Source organism: Aeromicrobium sp. 10G20-16 (assembly GCF_055809665.1).
The window spans coordinates 2681793-2702779 of record NZ_CM147919.1; the positions used below are offsets into that span (position 1 = coordinate 2681793).

17 protein-coding genes are annotated in these 20987 nt (G+C 70.8%); 12 read left to right on the forward strand and 5 right to left on the reverse strand.

Annotation, left to right across the window (positions count from 1 at the left end; translation table 11 throughout):
* Window positions 1-196: 196 nt before the first annotated feature.
* The gene (locus tag AC0L5F_RS13705) at window positions 197-1636 is read right to left on the reverse strand and encodes an MFS transporter (RefSeq protein WP_473313966.1); all 1440 of its coding nucleotides are present in this window, start codon (window positions 1634-1636) and stop codon (window positions 197-199) included.
* 75 nt (window positions 1637-1711) lie between these two features.
* Here AC0L5F_RS13705 and AC0L5F_RS13710 point away from each other — a divergent pair, with 75 nt between their 5' ends.
* The gene (locus AC0L5F_RS13710; RefSeq protein ID WP_473313967.1) at window positions 1712-2569 is read left to right on the forward strand and encodes a DUF3027 domain-containing protein; all 858 of its coding nucleotides are present in this window, start codon (window positions 1712-1714) and stop codon (window positions 2567-2569) included.
* Between the two features lie 57 nt (window positions 2570-2626).
* Entirely contained in the window at window positions 2627-4243 is a 1617-nt protein-coding gene (locus tag AC0L5F_RS13715; RefSeq protein ID WP_473313968.1) for an MDR family MFS transporter, read from the forward strand.
* On the opposite strand, the gene AC0L5F_RS13720 is transcribed toward AC0L5F_RS13715, so the two are convergent.
* On the reverse strand, window positions 4244-4642 hold the full coding sequence (locus tag AC0L5F_RS13720; protein ID WP_473313969.1) for a DUF2530 domain-containing protein: 399 nt from the start codon (window positions 4640-4642) through the stop codon (window positions 4244-4246). It abuts the gene before it with no gap.
* A gap of 62 nt (window positions 4643-4704) precedes the next feature.
* Here AC0L5F_RS13720 and AC0L5F_RS13725 point away from each other — a divergent pair, with 62 nt between their 5' ends.
* The 3 genes from AC0L5F_RS13725 to AC0L5F_RS13735 all read left to right on the forward strand — a co-directional run bounded on the left by AC0L5F_RS13725 (window position 4705) and on the right by AC0L5F_RS13735 (window position 7773).
* On the forward strand, window positions 4705-5721 hold the full coding sequence (locus AC0L5F_RS13725) for a hypothetical protein (RefSeq protein WP_473313970.1): 1017 nt from the start codon (window positions 4705-4707) through the stop codon (window positions 5719-5721).
* A gap of 78 nt (window positions 5722-5799) precedes the next feature.
* Window positions 5800-7227 carry an NCS2 family permease gene (locus AC0L5F_RS13730; RefSeq protein WP_473313972.1) on the forward strand — a complete coding sequence of 476 codons (1428 nt, stop codon included), beginning with the start codon at window positions 5800-5802 and terminating at the stop codon, window positions 7225-7227.
* Window positions 7228-7251: 24 nt separating this feature from the next.
* Window positions 7252-7773 (forward strand): gamma carbonic anhydrase family protein, encoded by a 522-nt coding sequence (locus AC0L5F_RS13735; protein ID WP_473313973.1) that lies wholly within the window; start codon window positions 7252-7254, stop codon window positions 7771-7773.
* Window positions 7774-8500: 727 nt separating this feature from the next.
* On the opposite strand, the gene serC is transcribed toward AC0L5F_RS13735, so the two are convergent.
* Window positions 8501-9601, reverse strand: coding sequence for a phosphoserine transaminase (gene serC, locus AC0L5F_RS13740; protein WP_473313974.1), 1101 nt, complete (start codon window positions 9599-9601; stop codon window positions 8501-8503).
* A 454-nt stretch (window positions 9602-10055) separates the two neighbouring features.
* Between serC and AC0L5F_RS13745 the strand changes: the two genes are divergently transcribed.
* Genes AC0L5F_RS13745 through AC0L5F_RS13770 form a run of 6 tightly spaced genes read left to right on the forward strand, consistent with a single transcriptional unit; the run spans window position 10056 to window position 17988 of the window.
* Window positions 10056-11507, forward strand: a complete 1452-nt coding sequence (locus AC0L5F_RS13745) for a methylmalonyl-CoA mutase family protein (protein WP_473313975.1) — start codon at window positions 10056-10058, stop codon at window positions 11505-11507.
* 24 nt (window positions 11508-11531) lie between these two features.
* Window positions 11532-13685: a methylmalonyl-CoA mutase gene (gene scpA / locus AC0L5F_RS13750; RefSeq protein WP_473316196.1), complete on the forward strand. Its 2154-nt coding sequence runs from the start codon at window positions 11532-11534 to the stop codon at window positions 13683-13685.
* Window positions 13669-14652 (forward strand): methylmalonyl Co-A mutase-associated GTPase MeaB, encoded by a 984-nt coding sequence (meaB, locus tag AC0L5F_RS13755; protein ID WP_473313976.1) that lies wholly within the window; start codon window positions 13669-13671, stop codon window positions 14650-14652. The genes scpA and meaB overlap by 17 nt, the downstream gene beginning before the upstream one ends.
* A gap of 45 nt (window positions 14653-14697) precedes the next feature.
* On the forward strand, window positions 14698-15609 hold the full coding sequence (locus AC0L5F_RS13760) for a class I SAM-dependent methyltransferase (protein ID WP_473313977.1): 912 nt from the start codon (window positions 14698-14700) through the stop codon (window positions 15607-15609).
* Window position 15610: 1 nt separating this feature from the next.
* Window positions 15611-17146 (forward strand): glycosyltransferase family 61 protein, encoded by a 1536-nt coding sequence (locus AC0L5F_RS13765; protein ID WP_473313978.1) that lies wholly within the window; start codon window positions 15611-15613, stop codon window positions 17144-17146.
* Between the two features lie 50 nt (window positions 17147-17196).
* A complete protein-coding gene (locus tag AC0L5F_RS13770; protein WP_473313979.1) occupies window positions 17197-17988 on the forward strand; it encodes a transglutaminase-like domain-containing protein in 792 nt (263 codons plus the stop codon).
* 266 nt (window positions 17989-18254) lie between these two features.
* Here AC0L5F_RS13770 and AC0L5F_RS13775 read toward each other — a convergent pair whose 3' ends face one another.
* Window positions 18255-19163, reverse strand: a complete 909-nt coding sequence (locus AC0L5F_RS13775) for a hypothetical protein (RefSeq protein ID WP_473313980.1) — start codon at window positions 19161-19163, stop codon at window positions 18255-18257.
* A 7-nt stretch (window positions 19164-19170) separates the two neighbouring features.
* Window positions 19171-20286: a citrate synthase 2 gene (locus AC0L5F_RS13780; RefSeq protein WP_473313981.1), complete on the reverse strand. Its 1116-nt coding sequence runs from the start codon at window positions 20284-20286 to the stop codon at window positions 19171-19173.
* A gap of 35 nt (window positions 20287-20321) precedes the next feature.
* On the opposite strand from AC0L5F_RS13780, the gene pdxH reads away from it, so the two are divergent.
* Complete coding sequence (gene pdxH / locus AC0L5F_RS13785) at window positions 20322-20984, forward strand: pyridoxamine 5'-phosphate oxidase (RefSeq protein WP_473313982.1); 663 nt, start codon at window positions 20322-20324, stop codon at window positions 20982-20984.
* Window positions 20985-20987 lie beyond the last annotated feature (3 nt).

The window sequence follows — 20987 nt, forward strand, 5'->3', positions numbered from 1 at the left end:
AAGGCGTCAGGTGTGGTTCGCCTCGCTTAGCTCACGGTCGCTCCGCTCCCTGGCGAACGGATCTTCGCGGGCCCTAGGGACGAGCTCTGCGAGGACCGTGAGCGAAGCGAAGGGCACAGTCGGCCGCAGGCGGCCTCCTTGGCGAACAAGGTGCTGCACGGACCCTAGGGACGAGCTCTGTGGCGGGATTCGCGGGTCAGTCGGCAGGCGAGGGAGCGGGGCGTTCGGACACCCGGGTGAGCACGAAGACCAGCCAGCCGATCAGGAGCGCGGCGACGGTCAGGAGGCCGAGGCGGGGGCTGGCGCCGAGGGTGAACAGGCCGATGCCGATCAGGCCGCCGATGACCCACGACAGCTGCAGCAGGGTCTCCGAGCGCGCGAACATCGAGGTGCGCACGCTCTCGCGCACGTCCCGCTGGATGATGGCGTCGAGGCTGAGCTTGCCGAGCGACTGGCACAGGCCGACGGTGATGCCCAGCAGCACCGCGGTCCACCAGGTGAACAGGATGCCGATGGTGGTCATGACGGCCACGTCGAGCACCAGCACCGCGATGACGACACGTTCAGGCAGGCGCGACTTGAGGATGTTGCCGACCAGGATGCCCAGCGTGTTGCCGAGGCCGGCGCCGCCGATGACTAGTCCCAGCAAGATGGTGGCGTTGCCGTCCCAGCCGACCGACGCCGGTGGCTCGCGCAGTCGGAACGCCATGAAGATGGTCAGGAAGCCCGACACCAGACGCAGCCCGGAGTTGCTGCGCAGTCCGTTGACCACCGCGTGGGTGATGACGATGCCGCGCCGCTGGTTGTCGCGATCGCGCGACGGGTCGGCGATGGCCGACAGGTCCACCTGCTCCTCGCCCTCGCTGCTGTCCACCCGGGCCGGCAGGAGGATGGCCAAGATGGTGCCGACCACGAACAACAGGGCCGCATAGCGCAACGACCACGGCGCGCCGATGAGCGCGGCGAGTCCGGCCAGCGGCGCCGAGATCGCGGCGGCGCCGGTGCCCGTCAGCGAGATGCGCGAGTTCGCCTTCACCAGCGTGAAGTCCGCCGGCAGGATGCGTGGCACGGCAGCGGCTCGCGTGACGCCGTACGCCTTCGAGGCCACGAGGCAGCCCAGCGCGGCGAAGTAGAACGTGGGGGACTCGTCGACCACGGCGCCGGCCAGCACCCAGCAGCAGAACGCGCGGACCGCCAGGGTGGAGCCGATGGCCCACCTGCGTCCGCGGCGGAAGCGGTCGAGGAACGGGCCGATCAGGGGCGCCACGATGGCGAACGGGAGCATCGTCAGCACCAGGAACAGCGCCACCTGGCCGCTGGCCTCGTCGGTGGGCACCGTGAAGAACAGGGTGCCGGCCAACGAGATGGCGACCGCGGCGTCGCCGGCGGTGTTGAACGCGTGCAGCTCGAGCAGGCGCGACAGTCCGCTCTCGCCGGCACCTCCCGCGTGGGTGAATCGGCGAGCGCCGGAGAAGGCCGCGTTTCCGCCGCGACCGACGGCGCGCCCGACACCAACCGACACCCGACCGATCCGCTGCACGGGGGTGGGGTCGCGCGGGGTGGGGTCGTCCTGCCCGTCGCTGTCCGGCGTGACGGGGTCGAGGCGGCGGGTGCCGTCCATGTCCTCGTCCTGCATGTGATCCATCCTGCCTCAACCCGGGCCGTCATGACCCGTGACGTCTCAACCAGGGGTATGGGAGACAATGGCACCATGACCGATCCGATCGAGACGCCCGACGCGCCGCTGGCCGCTGCCGTCGACATCGCCCGCGCCGCCGCGGTCGAGACCGCCGCGCCCGACCCGGTCGGCGATCATCTCGGGGTCGTCGCCGACGGCGAGCGCCTGGTCTCCCACCACTTCGCCTGCACCGGCGGCGGCTACCGCGGGTGGTACTGGTCGGTGAGCGTGTCGAGGGCTCCCGACTCCGACAACGTCACGATCAACGACGTCGTGCTCCTGCCCGGCGACGAGGCCATCACGGCGCCGGAGTGGACGCCGTACAAGGAGCGCATCCGCCCCGGTGACCTGAGCCCGGGCGACGTGCTGCCGCCCGAGGACGACGACCTGCGACTCGTTCCCGCGTGGAGCGCCGGCGACGGCGAGGAGCAGACGCCCGACCGCTACTTCGCCCGCGAGGTGGGCCTGGGTCGCGAGCGGGTGCTGTCGCTGGAAGGTCGCGAGATGGCCGCCGATCGCTGGCACGACGGCGATCAGGGCCCCGACACCCCGATGGCCCACGAGGCCAAGGGCGTCTGTGCCGGTTGCGGCTTCCTGATCAGCCTGGCCGGGCCGCTGTCGGAGCGCTTCGGCGTGTGCGGCAACGGCATGGCCAACGCCGATGGGCGGGTCGTCTCGCTCGAGCACGGCTGCGGTGCCCACTCCGAGGCGCGCCTGAAGCGCTCGGCCTCGGCTCCGGCCCTGCCGCCGCCCGTGCTCGACACGATCACCGACGACACCATCGTCGTGGAGGTCGACACCACCACCACCACCGAGACCACCGCGACCGAGGCCACCACCGCCACCGAGACCGCCACCCCGGAGGACGAGGACGCGACCGACCCGTCGTGACCTGATTCACCCGTCTCTGGGGCTGAAGTGTGACAGCCGAACCGCTATAGTTGCGATATGCAACGAAATGACTTGGTGACGCTGGACGGGACGACCTTCAGCCCGACCTCACCCGCCACCGCCACTCCTCCCGCCGTGCCTGAGGCCGCCACAGCTCCTCCGGCCGGGGGAGAGCTGACCCACCGCGAGATCCTCGAGATCCTGTTCGGCCTGCTGGCCGCACTGTTCACCGCGATCCTCAGCTCGACCATCGTGTCGAACGCCCTGCCCACGATCATCGCGGACCTGCAGGGCTCGCAGACCCAGTACACCTGGGTCGTCACGTCGTCCCTGCTGGCCATGACGGTCTCGACGCCGGTGTGGGGCAAGCTGTCGGACCTGGTCAACAAGAAGATCCTGGTGCAGGCATCGATCATCATGTTCGTCCTGGCCTCGATGGCGGCGGGATTCTCCCAGTCGGTCCCTCAGCTGATCGCCATGCGCGTCGTGCAGGGTCTGGCCATGGGCGGACTGACCGCCAACGCGCAGTCGATCATCGGGTCGGTCATCCCGCCGCGCGAGCGGGGCCGCTACAGCGGCTACATGGGCGCCACGATGGCCATCGCCACCGTCAGCGGTCCGCTGCTGGGCGGCGTCATCGTCGACACCCCCGGGCTCGGCTGGCGCTGGACCTTCTTCGTCTGCGTCCCCCTGGCCGTCATCAGCCTCGTCGTCCTGCAGAAGTTCCTGCACCTGGCGACCGTGCGTCGCAAGGTCAACTTCGACTACGCCGGCGCCGTGCTGATCGCGATCGCGGCCAGCCTGCCGCTGCTGTGGGTCACCTTCGCCGGCAACTCCTTCGGCTGGCTGTCGTGGCAGACCGCCGCCTTCCTCGGCGGCACCGCCCTCGCAGCCGTGCTCGCCGTGCGCGTCGAGCTGACCCACCCCGAGCCGCTGGTGCGCATCGCGGTGGTGAAGGAGCGGACCACCGCTCTGGCCATCATCGGCAGCATCGCCGTGGGCATCGGCATGTTCGGCGGCTCGGTCTTCATCGGCCAGTACTACCAGGTGGCCGGCGGTCACACGCCGACCCAGGCCGGCCTGATGACCATCCCGCTGATGCTCGGCTCGCTGGTCGGAACCATCACCTCCGGACAGCTGATCACCCGGTTCGGTCGCTGGCGCCGCTTCCTGATCATCGGCTCGACGTCGTTGATCATCGGCCTGGCCCTGCTCGGCACCATCAACCACACCACGCCGGAGTGGCACGCCATGATCTTCACCGCGTTCCTCGGCCTCGGCATGGGCATGCTGCTGCAGAACTACGTGCTGGCCGTCCAGAACACCGTGGACGTCAGCGAGGTCGGCTCGGCCAGCGCCACGGTGGCGTTCTTCCGGTCGCTCGGTGGCGCGGTGGGTGTGTCCGTGCTCGGTGCGATCCTCGCCACCCAGGTCAAGGACGACGTCACCAGCAAGCTGTCGGCCCTGGGCATCCAGGGCGGTGGCACCGGTGGCGGAGCGCTGCTCGACACCAAGAACCTGCCGCCGCAGATCGCCGAGATCGTGCGGTCCGCCTACGGCGACGCCACGGCGACGATCTTCGCGGTCGCCGCAGTCGTCTCGGTGCTCAGCCTGATCGCCGCCCTGCTCATCCGCGAGGTGCCGCTGCGCACCACCGTCGAGAAGCGCGACTGACTAGCGCTGGACTCGTCGGCCCGGTTGCAGTCGCAGCGCGTTGCGGCGACGGCGGCAGTACTCGATGCCGATGAGTCCCAGTCCGAAGCCAGCCAGTGCGGTCCACAACCACCAGGTGCGGCCCTCGCTCTCCAGCGTGCCGAGGAACGGCAGCATCGCGACGGCGACGACGCCCCAGATGATGGTGCCGACGGTCATGGTGCGGACGCCGTCGACGTCCATCGGCTCGACCTCGGCGACCCGGTGCGTGGTCTTGCCGATCTCGAGCTCGGTGATCTCGGGCCGGCCGAACTCGTGACGACGAGCGGCGCGGTCCAGTCGAGCCATCTCCCGCGAACCCATCTTGCGCTCGACCGTCTCCGGGCCGTCGCCCTCGCGGATGATCCAGTCGTCGGTCACGGTGTCAGCGTACCTGTCATGCTGGCCCGGTCATGTCAGGCCAGTCGTGATCGGAAGGGGCCATGAGACCGAGCCACCGCCGTCTGCTGATCCCCGGCCTGCTGCTCGCGCTCGTCGTGGTCGTGGTGATCGCCTCCCTGGCGCGCCGCGCTGACGCGGCCGAGACCCCCGGCCAGCCTCCGCCCGGCTCCACGACGGTCAGCACCATCGCCGATCCGCGCATCACCGAGGCCAGCGGGATGGCGATCAGCCTGGACGACCCCGACCTCGCCTACGTCGTGAACGACTCAGGTCAGTCGCAGGTGATCTACGCGGTGCGCGTCTCCACCGGCGACGTCGTGGGGACCACCACGGTCACCAACGGACAGTGGCGCGACAGCGAGGCGCTCTCGATCGACGCCGCGGGCAACCTGTGGGTGGCCGACACCGGGGACAACCTGGTCAACCGCGACGACGCGGCCCTGTACGAGCTCGCCGAACCGGGGGCCGGGGACCACACCGTGACGGCGACGCGGTACCCCGTGTCGTACGAGGGCGGCGCAGCCGACGTCGAGACCCTCCTGATCGATCCGGTCTCCGACGCCAAGTACCTGGTCGGCAAGGGGTTCGTCGGTGGCGACGTCTACGCCCTCCCGGCCACGTTGAGCCGGACCGGCACGAACCTGGCCGCTCGCATCGGCCGGGCGCAGGGGATCGTCACCGACGGCGCCTTCACCCCGGACGGCGGCACGGTGCTGCTGCGCACCTACGTCGACGTCCGCGCGTTCGACCCGACGACGTGGGAGCAGACGCGCACGATCGCGACCCCGCCGATGGTGCAGAGCGAGACGCTGGCCGTGGAGCCGGGCGGGCGCACCTTCCTGGTGGGCAGCGAGGGCGCGGCGTCGCCGCTGATCCGACTGGCCGTCGACGCCCCCGCCGCCACCCCGAGTCCGACCCCCACCCCGGACCCCGTGCCCGTCGACGCCAACGGCGACCCGCGGGCCAACCAGGGCTTCGCCGGACGGGCGTGGTTCGGTGCCGGTGCCGGCATGCTCGGTCTGCTGCTGATCAGCAGGTGGGTGTCCAAGGGGCGCTGATCGTGCGCTCGTGGAGCCTGCGCACGACATCGGTGCGCCGTCTCGACACCGCCGAATCAGTTCTGGCAGGCTTCGGCCGTGGATGACTTCTTCAAGATCACCAGCCGTGGTTCGACCGTTGCCCGCGAGGTCCGAGGAGGCGTGGTCACGTTCTTGACCATGGCCTACATCGTGGTCCTCAACCCGATCATCCTGGCCGGCGTCGCCGACGCCGATGGACGCTATCTCGGCGGTGGCACCGAGCCCGGCTCGGGCTTCACCACGATCGCCGCCGTCACCGCGCTGGTCGCCGGCGTGCTGACCATCGCCATGGGGCTGGTCGCCAACTTCCCGCTCGCTCTCGCCACCGGCCTGGGGCTCAACGCGTTCGTCGCGTACTCGATCGCCACGCAGATGACGTGGGCCGACGCCATGGGGCTGGTGGTCCTCGAGGGCCTGATCATCCTGGTGCTCGTGCTCACCGGGTTCCGAAAGGCCGTCTTCGACGCGGTGCCGCGCCAGCTCAAGACCGCCATCGCGGTCGGCATCGGCTTGTTCATCACGCTGATCGGCCTGGTCGACGCCGGATTCGTGCGCACCACCGGCATCGCCGCGCCGCCGGTGCAGCTGGGCATCAACAACCAGCTGGCCGGCTGGCCGGTGCTGGTGTTCATCATCGGCCTGCTGATCATGATCACGCTGTACGCGCGCCACGTGCCCGGGGCCATCCTCATCGGCATCGTCGTGACCACGGTCATCGCGATCGTCGTCAACGCGATCGCCGACGTGCCGGCCGGTGGCGGCGACCCCACGTCGAAGGGCTGGAACCTCAACGTGCCGTCGCTGCCCGACTCGGTCTTCGCGACTCCCGACTTCTCGCTGCTGGGCAACTTCTCGCTGTTCGGCTCGTTCGAGCGGGTCGGCCTCGTCACGGCCTCGCTGCTGGTGTTCACCCTCCTTCTCGCCGACTTCTTCGACACCATGGGCACGATGACCGCCATCGGTGCCGAGGCGGGACTGAACGACGAGGACGGCACCCCCGTGGGAGCCCAGCGCATCCTGGTGGTCGACTCGTTGGCCGCCGCGGCCGGCGGGGCCGCCGGTGTCTCCAGCAACACCTCGTACATCGAGTCGGCCGCCGGCGTGGGCGATGGCGCGCGCACCGGTCTGGCCTCGGTGGTCACGGGAGTGCTGTTCCTCCTCGCCACGGTGGCCGCTCCGGTCGTGCAGCACATCCCCAACGAGGCGGCGGTTCCGGCGCTGGTCCTGGTGGGCTTCTTGATGATGAGTCAGGTCAAGAACATCTCCTGGGACGACGACGAGATCGCGATCCCGGCCTTCCTGACGATCGTGCTGATGCCGTTCACCTACTCGATCACGGCCGGCATCGGTGCCGGCTTCGTCACCTACACGGTGCTCAAGGTCGTCAAGGGCAAGGCCGCGAGCCTGCACCCGCTGATGTGGGTCGTGTCGGGGCTGTTCGTCGTCTACTTCGCCATCGAGCCGATCAGCGGCTGGCTCACCTGAGCACCGCCACCTAGATTGGGCGCCATGCTGATCTCCCTGGGTGACAAGATTCCGCACGTCGACGACACCGCGTGGGTCGCGCCGAACGCCACGCTCGCCGGAGCCGTGAGTCTGGGAGCCGGGGCGAGCGTCTGGTACGGCGCGGTGCTGCGCGCGGACAACGAGCCGATCACCATCGGGGCGCGCACCAACGTGCAGGACAACTGCTCGTTCCACGTCGACGTCGGCAAGCCGGTCACGCTCGGCGAGGGCGTGTCGGTCGGCCACAACGCCGTCGTGCACGGCGCCACGGTCGAGGACCACGTGCTCATCGGCATGGGCGCGGTGGTCATGAACGGTGCCGTGATCGGCGCGGAGTCGATGGTCGCGGCCGGCTGCCTGGTCACCGAGGGCACCGTGGTGCCTCCGCGCTCGCTGATCGCCGGTGTGCCGGGCAAGGTCCGGCGCGAGCTCACCGATGACGAGGTCGCCCACCTGCACCAGAACGCCGCCACCTACGAGGCGCACCGCGACCTGCACGCGGGTGGTGTGGTCGAGGAGCGCTAGGCGCCTCGCGTCGCGCGGGGTTTGTTCGCCAGGGAGCGGAGCGACCGTGAGGCCGGAGGCCGAGGCGAACGTGGGGTTCGTGCTGGGGTGAGCCGTTGGGTTGGTGTCGCCTCGCTGCGCTCACGGCGCTCGTTCCTCGCGCCTGGCGACCGGGGGTGTGGTGTTTGTTCGCCAGGGAGCGGAGCGACCGTGAGGCCGTAGGCCGAGGCGAACGTGGGGTTCGTGCTGGGGTGAGCCGTTGGGTTGGTGTCGCCTCGCTGCGCTCACGGCGCTCGTTCCTCGCGCCTGGCGACCGGGGGTGTGGTGTTTGTTCGCCAGGGAGCGGAGCGACCGTGAGGCCGTAGGCCGAGGCGAACGTGGGGTTCGTGCTGGGGTGAGCCGTTGGGTTGGTGTCGCCTCGCTGCGCTCACGGCGCTCGTTCCTCGCGCCTGGCGACCGGGTGCGGGGTCTGCTCGCCGGGGAGCGGAGCGACCGTGAGGCCGCAGGCCGAGGCGAACGTGGGGTTCGTGCTGGGGTGAGCCGGTCGGTTGTTGTCGCCTCGCTGCGCTCGTTCCTCGCGCCTGGCGACCGGGGTGTGGGGTCTGTTCGCCAGGGAGCGGAGCGACCGTGAGGCCGCAGGCCGAGGCGAACGAACGGTGTGGGCTTGGGTGAGCCGTTCGGCTGGTGTCGCCTCGCTGCGCTCGTTCCTCGCGCCTGGCGACCGGGGGTGTGGGGTCCGGGCGACCGGCTAGAGGCGCTCGACGACCCAGTCGATGCAGGCGGTGAGGGCGGTGACGTCGTCGGGCTCGACGGCGGGGAACATGCCGACGCGCAGCTGGTTGCGGCCCAGGCCGCGGTAGCTGTCGACGTCGACGATCCCGTTCTCGCGCAGCGCCCGGCTGACGGCGTCCTGCCCCACACCCTGCAGGTCGATGGTGCCGACCACCTGCGAGCGCTCGGCCGGAGCGGTCACGAACGGGCTCGCGAACGACGACTGCTCGGCCCAGGCGTACAGCCGCCCGGCGGAGTCGGCGGTGCGGGTGGCAGCCCAGTCGAGTCCACCCCGGTCCAGCATCCAGCGCACCTGCTGCTCCATCAGGAACAGCGTCGCGATGGCCGGCGTGTTGTAGGTCTGGTCCTGCACCGAGTTGTCGATGGCCGTGACGAGGTCCAGGAAGGCCGGGATGTAGCGCCCGCTCGCCTTGACCGAGCGCGCACGCTCCATCGCCGCCGGGGACATCAGCGCCACCCAGAGCCCGCCGTCGGAGGCGAAGCCCTTCTGCGGGGCGAAGAAGTAGACGTCGGTCTGCCGCAGGTCGACCGACAAGCCACCAGCCGCCGACGTGGCGTCCACGACGACCAGCGCGTCGGGGTCGGCGCCGTCGACGCGGTCCACCGGCACCATCACGCCGGTGGAGGTCTCGTTGTGCGCCCACGTGTAGACGTCCACGCCGGGGGTCGCGTGGGGGAGTGGGTGCGTGGAGGGGTCGGTCTCGAGGATCTCGGGATCGGCCAGCCACGGAGCGGCCGAGACGGCCGTGGCGAGCTTGCGGCTGAACTCGCCGTGCACGAGGTGCTGGCTGCGCTGACGCACCAGTCCGTGCGTGGCGGCGTCGAAGAAGGCGTGCGAGCCGCCGAGCCCCAGGACGACCTCGTACCCGTCGGGCAGCGTGAACAGGTCGGTGAGACCGGACCGCAGCGAGCCGACCAGCTGCTTGACGGGAGCCTTGCGGTGCGACGTGCCCATGACGTCGGACGCCGCCAGTGCGTCGAGCGCCTCGGGTCGGACCTTGGAGGGGCCGGAACCGAAGCGACCGTCGGTCGGCAGCAGGTCGGCGGGGATCTTCACCCCCGTAGTTTGTCAGGACTGCGTCGTCGTGGCGCGGGTACGTCACACGTTCGTCACATTGCTCACATTCGGTGGCGCCCGTCACAGGGCCTTCGTACGATGCCCCCTATGCCCTCCGAACCGGTGTCAGACCCCGGCTTTGTCGCCGTCCCCCTGGCAGAAGGCCTCACGCCCGATCGCGAGGGGTGGGAGAAGGCCACTGCCGCAGTGCTGCGCAAGGCCCGCCGACTGGGCGACGACGCTCCCGACTCCGACGCGTGGGCGGTGCTGACGTCCACGACGCTCGACGGCATCGAGGTCACGCCGCTCGGCACCGCCGACGTCGACACGCCCGACCCGGGTCTGCCCGGTCAGGCACCGTTCACCCGCGGCTCCACGCCCACCCGCGAGCCTCGACGGCTGGGACAACCGAGCCTGGTTCGCCGACCCGGACGCCGAGCGCACCGCCGCCGACGTGACCACGGACCTCGAGAACGGCATCAACTCCCTGTGGCTCTCGCTGGGCACCGGCGGCACACCGATCGCGGCTCTCGCCACGATCCTCGAGCCGGTGTTCGTCGACCTGGCCGCCGTGGTCATCGACGCCCCGCACGAGCCGCTCGAGGCGGCCGAGGCCTTCGTCGCCGTGGTCGACGACAAGGGTGTCACCCCGGCAGCAGGCACCACCCTCGGCTTCGACCCGCTCGGTGCAGCGCTGCGCGGCGTCGGCGTCACCGACCTCGGTCTCGTCGGCGAGGTCGCCGAGCTGGCTCAGCGGATCGGCACCCGGGCCGTCACCGTCGACGCCACGGCGGCGCACGACGCCGGCGCGTCCGACGCGCAGGAGCTGGCGTGGTCACTCGCCACCGGCGCCCGGTACCTCCGCGTGCTGAGCGAGGCCGGCATCGCCGTCGACGACGCAGCCGAGCTGATCGACTTCCGGTACGCCGCCACCGATCAGCAGTTCCCCACCATCGCCAAGCTGCGTGCGGCCCGCCGGCTCTGGAGCCGGGTGCTGGAGCTGAGCGGTGCGACGGCGGCACAGGGGCAGCTGCAGCACGCGGTGACCTCGCGGCCGATGATGTCGCGCTACGACCCCTACGTGAACATGCTGCGCACCACCGTCGCGGCCTTCGCCGCCGGCGTCGGCGGCGCGGCCGCGGTCACGGTGCTGCCGTTCGACGAGCCGCTGGGACTGCCGGAGGCGTTCAGCCGCCGCATCGCCCGCAACACCTCCAGCCTGCTGATCAGCGAGTCGCACGTCGGCGCGGTCACCGACCCCGCCGGCGGAGCGCACGCGGTGGAGCAGCTCACCGACGACCTCGCCCGCGCGGCGTGGGACCTGTTCGGTCAGCTGGACGACTCGTCGGACCCGGTCGCTGCGATCAGGCCGATGATCGAGCAGGCCGTGTCGGACCGGGCCCTGGCCATCGCCACCCGCGCGATGCCACTCACCGGCGTCTCGGAGTTCCCGAACCTGCACGAGGAGACGCCCGAACGTCGGCCGTACGCCAAGGGTCGCGCCGAGGTGTTCCGGTACGGCCACGAGTTCGAGGCCATGCGTGACCAGCCGGCCACCACGCCGGTGTTCCTGGCCACCATGGGCACGATCGCCCAGCACACCGCTCGCGCGACGTTCGCGACCAACCTGTTCGCCGCCGGCGGTGTCGACGTCGTCGCTGCCGGCCCCACCGAGGACGTCGCCGGCGTGCTGGCCGCGTACGACGGCAGCTCGCCGGTCGTGTGCCTGTGCGGGCCCGACCCGCTGTACGACGACTGGGGGTCGGACCTCGTCACGGCGCTGCGCGACGCCGGCGCCCAGCACGTGGTGCTCGCAGGCAAGCGAGACGTCGGTGCCGACAGCACGGCGGCCATGGGGCTCGATGCCCTGGCCTTCCTCCGCCAGATCAGAGAGGTGCTCACGTGAGCATTCCCGAGAAGCTTCGCCGGGCTGCCGCTCGACGCCGACACCCCCGCACCGGCCGACGCCGCCGCGTACGCCGCCGCCACCGAGGGCGCTGAGCCGTGGGCGTCGCCCGAGGGCATCGACGTCAAGGGCCTCTACACCGCCGACGACCTCGACGGCCTGGACGGCCTCGACACGTTCCCGGGCCAGGCGCCGTTCCTGCGCGGCCCGTACCCGGCGATGTACACGACCCAGCCGTGGACCATCCGCCAGTACGCCGGGTTCTCGACCGCCGAGGAGTCCAACGCGTTCTACCGTCGCAACCTGGCCGCCGGCCAGAAGGGCCTGTCGGTGGCGTTCGACCTCGCCACGCACCGCGGCTACGACTCCGACAACCCGCGCGTGGTCGGTGACGTCGGCATGGCGGGCGTGGCCATCGACTCCATCTACGACACCCGCAAGCTCTTCGAGGGCATCCCGCTCGACGAGATGAGCGTGTCGATGACCATGAACGGTGCCGTCCTGCCGGTGCTGGCGCTGTACATCGTGGCGGCCGAGGAGCAGGGGGTGAAGCCGGAGCAGCTCTCGGGGACCATCCAGAACGACATCCTCAAGGAGTTCATGGTCCGCAACACCTACATCTATCCGCCGGCACCGTCGATGCGGATCATCTCCGACATCTTCGCGTACACCGCCGCCAAGATGCCGCGGTTCAACTCCATCTCGATCTCCGGGTACCACATCCAGGAGGCGGGAGCCACGAACGACCTCGAGCTGGCCTACACGCTCGCCGACGGCGTGGAGTACATCCGCGCCGGCCTCGACGTCGGGCTGGACATCGACGCGTTCGCCCCGCGCCTGAGCTTCTTCTGGGCCATCGGCATGAACTTCTACATGGAGGTCGCCAAGATGCGCGCGGCCCGGGCGCTGTGGGCGCGGCTGGTCTCGGGCTTCGACCCGAAGAACCCCAAGTCGTTGAGCCTGCGCACGCACAGCCAGACCTCCGGCTGGTCGCTGACGGCCCAGGACGTCTACAACAACGTGCAGCGCACGGCGATCGAGGCGATGGCCTCGACGCAGGGTCACACCCAGAGCCTGCACACCAACGCCCTCGACGAGGCCATCGCGCTGCCGACCGACTTCAGCGCCCGCATCGCCCGCAACACCCAGCTGCTGCTGCAGCAGGAGTCCGGCACCACCGACATCATCGATCCGTGGGGCGGCTCGTACTACGTCGAGAAGCTCACCCACGACCTCGCCAACCGCGCCTGGGCCCACATCACCGAGGTCGAGGAGGCCGGCGGGATGTCCAAGGCCATCGAGGAGGGCATCCCCAAGATGCGCATCGAGGAGGCGGCGGCCCGCACGCAGGCGCGCATCGACTCCGGCCAGCAGGCGGTCATCGGCGTCAACACCTACCGCCTGGCCGACGAGGACGACCTCGACGTGCTCAAGGTCGACAACAAGGCCGTCTACGCCTCGCAGGTCGAGAAGCTCGAGAGGCTGCGCGCCGAGCGCGACCAGGACGAGGTCGACGCGACCCTCGCCGCGCTCACCAGGAGCGCCGAGAAGGGTGCCAGCCGCGACGGCTCGCTGGACGGCAACCTGCTGGCGCTGGCCGTCGACGCGGCCCGCGCCAAGGCCACCGTCGGTGAGATCTCCGACGCGCTGGAGAAGGTCTACGGCCGCCACCAGGCCGTGATCCGTACGATCTCAGGTGTGTACCGCACCGAAGCCGGCCAGGCGGGCAACGTCGCCAAGGTCCTCGAGGCCACCGAGGAGTTCGAGGCCGCCGAGGGACGCCGTCCGCGCATCCTGGTCGCCAAGATGGGCCAGGACGGCCACGACCGCGGCCAGAAGGTGATCGTGACGGCCTTCGCCGACATGGGCTTCGACGTCGACGTCGGACCGTTGTTCTCCACGCCGGAGGAGGTCGCCCAGCAGGCCGTCGACGCCGACGTGCACATCGTGGGCGTCTCGAGCCTGGCGGCGGGTCACCTGACGCTGCTGCCGGCGCTCAAGGAGTCGCTGGCCGAGATGGGTCGCCCGGACATCATGATCGTCATCGGCGGCGTCATCCCGCCCGACGACGTGCCGACGCTCAAGGAGATGGGCGCGGCGGCGGTGTTCCTGCCGGGCACCGTCATCGCCGACTCGGCCCTCGACCTGCTCGACAAGCTGCATGGTCAACGTCGCTGACCTCGCGGACGACCTCCGCATCGGCCAGCGGGCCGCGATCTCGCGGGCCATCACGCTGGTCGAGTCCAGCCGGGCCGACCACCGGGCGGAGGCGCGCGAGCTGCTCGGCCTGCTGACCCCCGAGGCCGGCGGGTCCATCCGCGTCGGCATCTCGGGCGTGCCCGGCGTGGGCAAGTCCACGTTCATCGAGGCACTCGGCACGCACCTGATCGACGAGGGTCACCGTGTCGGCGTGCTGGCGGTGGATCCGTCCAGCGTGCGCACCGGCGGCTCCGTGCTGGGCGACAAGACCCGCATGGCCAAGCTCGCGGTCAGCCCCGACGCCTACATCCGGCCGTCACCGAGCGCCGGCACCCTCGGAGGTGTCGCCCGGGCCACGAGCCAGGCCATGACGGTGCTGGAGGCAGCCGGCTTCGACGTCGTCCTCGTCGAGACCGTGGGCGTCGGCCAGTCCGAGATCACCGTGGCCGGCATGGTCGACACGTTCTGCTTCCTGACCATCGCGCGCACCGGCGATGCGCTGCAGGGCATCAAGAAGGGGATCCTCGAGATCGCCGACGTCATCGCCGTGAACAAGGCCGACGGCGAGCGGGTCCGCGAGGCCGAGGCCACCTCCAAGGACCTCGCCGGGGCCCTGCGCCTGGTCTACGCGGGCACCCAGGACTGGGTGCCGCCGGTGCTGACGTGCTCGGCCATCGAGGGCACCGGCATCGACACCGTGTGGAGCCGGATCATCCGGCACCGCGAGTTCATGGGGTCGCGCGGACTGCGCGACAAGCGCGCCCAGCAGCAGCTGGACTTCACCTGGGCGCTGGTGCGCGACGAGCTCGACCAGCGGCTGCGCACCGATCCGCGGGTCGCCGCGATGCGGGCCGAGATCCGCGAGGCCGTGCTGTCCGGCGAGATGCCTGCCGCCACTGCCGCCGACCAGATCTTGGCTGCCTACGACGGTCAACCGCCCCGCTAGCATGGGCCGCCTGTACTGATCGGCACCGTGACGACAGGAGCGCAGATGACAGTTCGCAGCCGCGTGGGCTCGGCCCTCCGGGCCACGATCGGTCCGGCTCGCACGCGAGCACTCGCCCGTCGCCTGTCGGGCCCGGAGCCGACGGTCCCTGCGAGCACGAGCTCGACCCTGCGGCCGTCGGACCCGTTCGTCCCGGCGCCGAAGGCCACGCTCACCCACTACGCCTTCCTCCAGGGCGTCCACGAGCGTCTGCGGCCGCGTACCTACGTCGAGATCGGGATCCGCAACGGAGACAGCCTCGCCCTGTCGAGGGCGCGGTCGGTGGCGATCGATCCAGCCTTCTCGATCACCGCCGAGCTCGCCTGCGAGGTGCAGCTCGTCCGGACCACCAGTGACGAGTTCTTCGCCCGACCCGCACCCTATGAGTTCCTGCGCGGCGTGCCGATCGACCTCGCCTTCATCGACGGCATGCACCTGTCGGAGTTCGCTCTTCGCGACTTCGCGGGGGTCGAGCCCGCCATGTCGAGCAGCGGCGTCGTCGCGCTCGACGACATGCTCCCGCGCAACGCCCTGGAGGCTGCCCGTGACCGCGCCACCCGGGCCTGGGCCGGCGACGTGTTCAAGGTGGTCGAGATCCTGCGGCGACGTCGTCCGGACCTCGTCGTCGTCCTCGTCAACACGCGCCCGACCGGCACGGCCCTCGTGTTCGGCGCGGACCCGTCCTGGCGTGGGGCCGAGGAGCTGGTGGCTGAGGAGTCGGACTTCCTGCAGGCGCCCGACCCGCAGGATCCGCCGCAGTCGACGCTCGACCGCACCGGGGCGGTCGCACCCGAGACGGTGCTGGCGTCGCCGATCTGGGACCTGCTCGTCGCCGAGCGGGAGGACCCGAACCCCGACCGGCGCGAGGCGATCCTCTCGGAGGCGCGCAGCTGGCCGACGCTGACGATGCCGCACTAGCGTGCGCTCCGTCAGCCGGTCGGACCGCAGCGCGGAGGCCAGAGCTCGCCGTCTCGTCTCGGCGGTGGGCACGGGTGACCTGACCCGTGTCACCGTCTGCTCGGACGAGGACGGCCTCGAGGAGCAGCTGCGCCGGACGGGGCCGCACGACGTGATCGTGACCGACGTCCCCCAGGAGCGCGTGGAGGCGGTCTGGCGACTCGCTCACCCGCACCTGCGCGAGGGCGGGGTGTTCGTGCACCACGGGCGGAGCCGCAGCGCGGGACGAGCGGTACGACGACGGATCGCGCAGATCGCCAGCACCGACGGCGACGCCTGGTCGGTCACCGTCGGCACGGTGCGCAGGGCCGGACGCGTGGTGGCGGTCGAGAAGGCCGGATCGGACCGCCTGATGCTCAGCCACGCCGACGCGACGCAGGTCCTGGCCCGACGGCGCGACGGCATCCGGGTCGAGGTCCTCGCCGAGCTTCCGGCCGGTCGGTACGAGCATCGTGCCCAGGTCACCAGTCATCACGTGGGCCCCGAGCCCATCGGCCTGCTGCGCACCATCGACCATCCCACGCAGCACCTGCGTCACTACACCGGTGCGGTGGTGGTGGCCAACGGATCGATGGTCCATGCGGGGCAGGTCATCCTGCCCGACTCCTTCCGGTACTACGCGCACGGCCCGGACAGCCCGCGGATGTCGCCGTCCGTCCCCGGATTCGCACGTCTCGACGCCAAGCGTCAGCCCCGCCAGCGCCTCGAGGGCGACTTCTACCTGCTCGACTCGTTCTTCCCGGGCCACTTCGGCCATCACTGCACCGAGGTGGTGTCCCGGTTGTGGGGCTGGGACGAGGCCAAGCGGCGCCTGCCCGACCTCAAGGCGCTCTACACGCGCTGGGGCAACGACACGCGCGAGAACACGTTCGAGGAGGCGACGTTCACGGCCTACGGGATCGACCCGGCGGACCTGGTCGAGGTCCGCCGACCGGTCGAGGTCTCGTCGTTGGTCGCAGCAACCAACATGTGGCACAACAAGAAGCCGCACTTCACCCATCCCGACATGCAGGGGGTGTGGCACCGGCTGGGCGACGCGCTGGCCGACGTGCCGGGCGATCCCTCTGAGCGGGTCTTCGTCTCGCGCGCCGAGGGCAAGCGCGGCACCCACAACCTCGCCGAGGTCGAGCGCTACTTCAATGACCACGGGTTCGAGGTCGTCTACCCCGAGCGACTGTCGTTGGGGCGCCAGGTGGGCGTCATGCAGGAGGCTCGGGTCGTCGCGGGCATCGCGGGGTCCGCCCTGTTCAACGTGATGTTCGCCCGCCACCTCACCCAGCTGATCGTTCTCTCCTCCGACACCTACACCGCTCGCAACGAGCACCTGTTCGCGTCGTTGCTCGGTGGCCGGCTCGACTACTTCTGGTCACCGGCCGACATCCCCCACCCGCCGGGGGCCTGGAGCCACGAGGCCTTCACCTCCTCGTGGTCGTTCGACTTCGCTCAGCACCGGGCAGCGCTCGACGGCGTCATGGACCGGCTCGACGCCGACGGCTGACCGAGCGACGGCTCTGAGCCGAACCCGCAGGGCTGTGACACGATCACGCCATGGAACGCTCCGTCACCGCCCACCTGCAGCTGCACGCGTACGGGCCGGCGGACATGATCGTGTCGCTGGCGGTCGCCGAGGGGCTGGCCACCGAGGAGTCGATGACGATCGAGGCCAACGGTGCCGCGGTGGACGCCCACGTGGTCCAGGGTCGCCACGGCACCCGGCTGCACCGATTCACGGCGCCTGCCGGTCCCCTCCAGATCACCTACCGCGCCACCTGCGTGGGACAGGCCGAGGTCCCGCCCGTCGACGAGCTCGACATCATCGAGTACCGCCGGCCGTCGCGGTACTGCGAGTCCGACAGCCTCTTCGCGACCGCGCAGAGCGAGTTCGCCGGACTGTCGGGCGTGCCGCTGATGGATGCCATCGGCACCTGGGTGCACGGGCACCTCACCTACGTGCCCGGTGTCAGTCAGCACACCGACGGCGCGGTCAAGGCCTTCCTCGCACGGCGGGGGATCTGCCGCGACTACGCCCACCTCGTGGTCGCGCTGCTGCGGTCGCTGGACACGCCGGCGCGCCTGGCGGCGGTGTACGCGCCGGGCCTGTCGCCGATGGACTTCCACGCGGTGGCCGAGGCGTACGTGGACGGCGGGTGGCACGTGGTGGACGCCACCGGACTGGCGCCGCGGCAGTCGTTGCTGCGGATCGCCACGGGCCAGGACGCCTCGGAGACGGCCTTCTTGTCCCAGCACGGCGCGGCGGTGGACCTGCAGTGGATGGAGGTCATGGCGGTCGTGGACGAGCTGCCCGTCGACGACCACACCGGGCTGGTCATGCTGCGCTGAGCGGTGTCACCGCCTGTGACGGCACGTGGATCAAAAAGAACCATCGAAGACTAGTCACAAAGAACTAGTTGTCGGGTAGAGTGTGGGTCAACGGTGCACCGCAGGCCGGTCCAAGCCCATCGGGGGGTGGCTTGGGCCACGTTCCGTTCGACCGAAGGGTCGGCTGCCTCAGGGGGAGGCGGCCGACCCTTCGGCGTTGCGGCGGCCGACCCTTCGGCGTTGTGGCGGCCGACCCTTCGGCGTTGCGGCGGCCGCCGCAGAGCGGATCAGGGCTTGGCGATGGCCAGGGGAGCGTAGGTCGCGTCGCCGCTGGTGACGGTCCAGCCGCCGATGTCCCAGCCGGCGCCGTCGGTGCGCAGCAGGTAGCGGGCGCGGGTCGGCACGGTCATCATGTCGTCGCGCTGGTCGTCGGTGGAGAACACGGGCAGCGATGCTCGTGCGGTGAAGCTCGCCGACAGCCGGGGCGAGGACCTGGAGCTGTCGAGCCCGATCGAGACGGTCGACCAGCGGGGGTTGATCCACACCGCTCTGTCCTCGTAGCCGGCGGTGGATCGCTGCGGGCCGTAGAACGCGTGGCCGGGTCCTGCCGACCGCAGCAGCACCAGGCCGAGCTGGGTGGCGGCGGTGTCGAAGGCGCGCGAGTCGACGGGTGCGGCCACCAGGTCGGCGATCCTCGGCCGGTAGAAGGTCTGGGCGGTGGACGGCGCGATCTCGGCGAGGACGCTGTCGAAGCTCGCCGCGCGGTACGCGGTCCGTGGCAGGGACAGCCGGGAGTAGCGGTGGTCGAACACGAACGCGACGGCGGTGCAGGCGGCGGTCTCGACGCGTTCGCGACCGAACGCCGCCAGGGCTGCAGCCGACGCATCGACCCGTACCGCCGGGCACCAGTCGACGTCGGAGCCGTCGACGACGACGGCGCCGGGACGTCCCGGCCAGACGCCTGCGAGGGACTCGGGAGCCCGGTCGCGATCAGGTGTCGAGGCGACCGAGGTGTCGGCTGGTGCGACGGTGGGGTCCGGCGCAGGGGTCGCCGTGGCCGACGCCGTGGCCTCCGGTCGGGCGTCGAGGACGCCGTCGGGAGTCGTCAGCCCGACGACCAGGCTGACGGCGAGCACCCCGAGGATCAAGGCAGCGACGACCACGCCGGCTGTCGTCCACGAGGGCTTCTTGTGCATGCGGCCGCTAGGCCGACCAGCTGGCGTCCCATCCGTCGACCTCGTCGGCGCTGCGGGTGGCAGGGCCGGTGTAGATCGAGGACGGACGGATCAGGCGGCCGGTGTTGTACTGCTCGAGGATGTGCGCGCTCCAGCCGGCGGTGCGAGCGGAGGTGAACATCGCGGTGAACATGTTGGACGGGATCTCGGCGAAGTCCAGGACGATGGCCGCCCAGAACTCCACGTTGGTCTCGAGGACGCGATCGGGACGACGCTCCTTGAGCTCCTTGAGGGCTGCCTCCTCGAGTGCCACGGCGACCTCGGCGCGAGGCGCCTTGAGCTCGTGGGCGGTGCGACGCAGCGTGCGGGCCCGCGGGTCCTGCGCGCGGTAGACGCGGTGGCCGAAGCCCATCAGTCGCTCACCGGAGTCGAGCAGCTTCTTGACGTACGCCTCGGCGTCGCCGGTCTTCTCGACCTCCTCGATCATGCCGAGGACGCGCGACGGTGCTCCGCCGTGGAGGGGTCCCGACATGGCTCCGACCGCGCCGGACAGGGCCGCGGCGACGTCTGCGCCGGTGGAGGCGATGACGCGTGCCGTGAAGGTGGAGGCGTTCATGCCGTGCTCAGCCGCAGAGACCAGGTAGGCGTCGATGGCCTTGGCGTGGTCCGGGTTGACCTCACCGCGCCAGCGGGTCAGCATGCGCTCGACGATGGTGTCGCACCGGTCGATCTCGGCCTGCGGCACCATCGGCTTGCCGAGTCCGCGAGCGGCCTGCGCCACGTAGGACAGCACCATGACGGCGGTGCGCGCGAGGTCGTCGCGCACCTCCTCGGAGGTGGGGATGTCGTAGAGCTGGCGCAGTCCCCACACGGGGGCCATCTGCGCGATGGCGCTCTGGACGTCGGCGCGGATGTCGCCGGAGTGCACCGGGATCGGGTACGGCTCGGCCGGGGGCAGCCCGGGCTCGTACGCTCCGTCGACCAGCAGGCCCCAGATCTTCTCGAACGGCACGCGCCCGACCAGATCGTCGATGTCGACGCCGCGGTAGCGCAGCGCCGATCCTTCCTTGTCGGGCTCGGCGATCTCGCTCTCGAAGGCGACGACGCCCTCGAGGCCGTGGTGCACCACTACGTCATCAGTCATGTTTGCATTCTGCCTTGCACCGATACGGTGGTCGCATGCAGACCCCCGATCTGTCGCGGATGCGGCGTGACTACGCGGACGGCGGGCTGGATGAGCGCGAGCTCGACGAGGCGGGCCGGGGCGCCGACCCGGTCGGCCTGTTCGACCAGTGGCTCGGCGACGCCGTCGAGGCGCAGGTGCACGAGCCCAACGCCATGGCCCTGGCCACCGCCACGACGGGTGGCGTCCCGTCCGTGCGGATCGTCCTGCTCAAGGGCTTCGACGCCCGCGGGCTGGTGTTCTACAGCGGCTACGAGTCGCGCAAGGGTGCCGAGCTGGCGGCCAACCCCGTGGCCGCGGCGACCATGCTGTGGCACCCGATGCAGCGGCAGGTGCGCGTCGAGGGAGCCGTCACGCGGGTCGACCCGGCCGAGTCCGACGCCTACTTCGCGGCGCGACCGCGCGGCTCGCAGATCAGCGCCGTCGCGTCGCCGCAGAGCCGTCCGATCGCGGACCGGGCCGAGATGGAGCAGCGCCGCGCCGACGTGGAGCGCACCTTCGACGGTGTCGACGTGGTGCGGCCCGACACCTGGGGCGGTTATCGGATCGCGCTGGACGTCGTCGAGTTCTGGCAGGGGCGCACCAGCCGCTACCACGACCGGCTGCGGTTCACCCGTGCGCGAGACGGGGCCTGGACGCGCGAGCGACTCGCGCCCTGACCG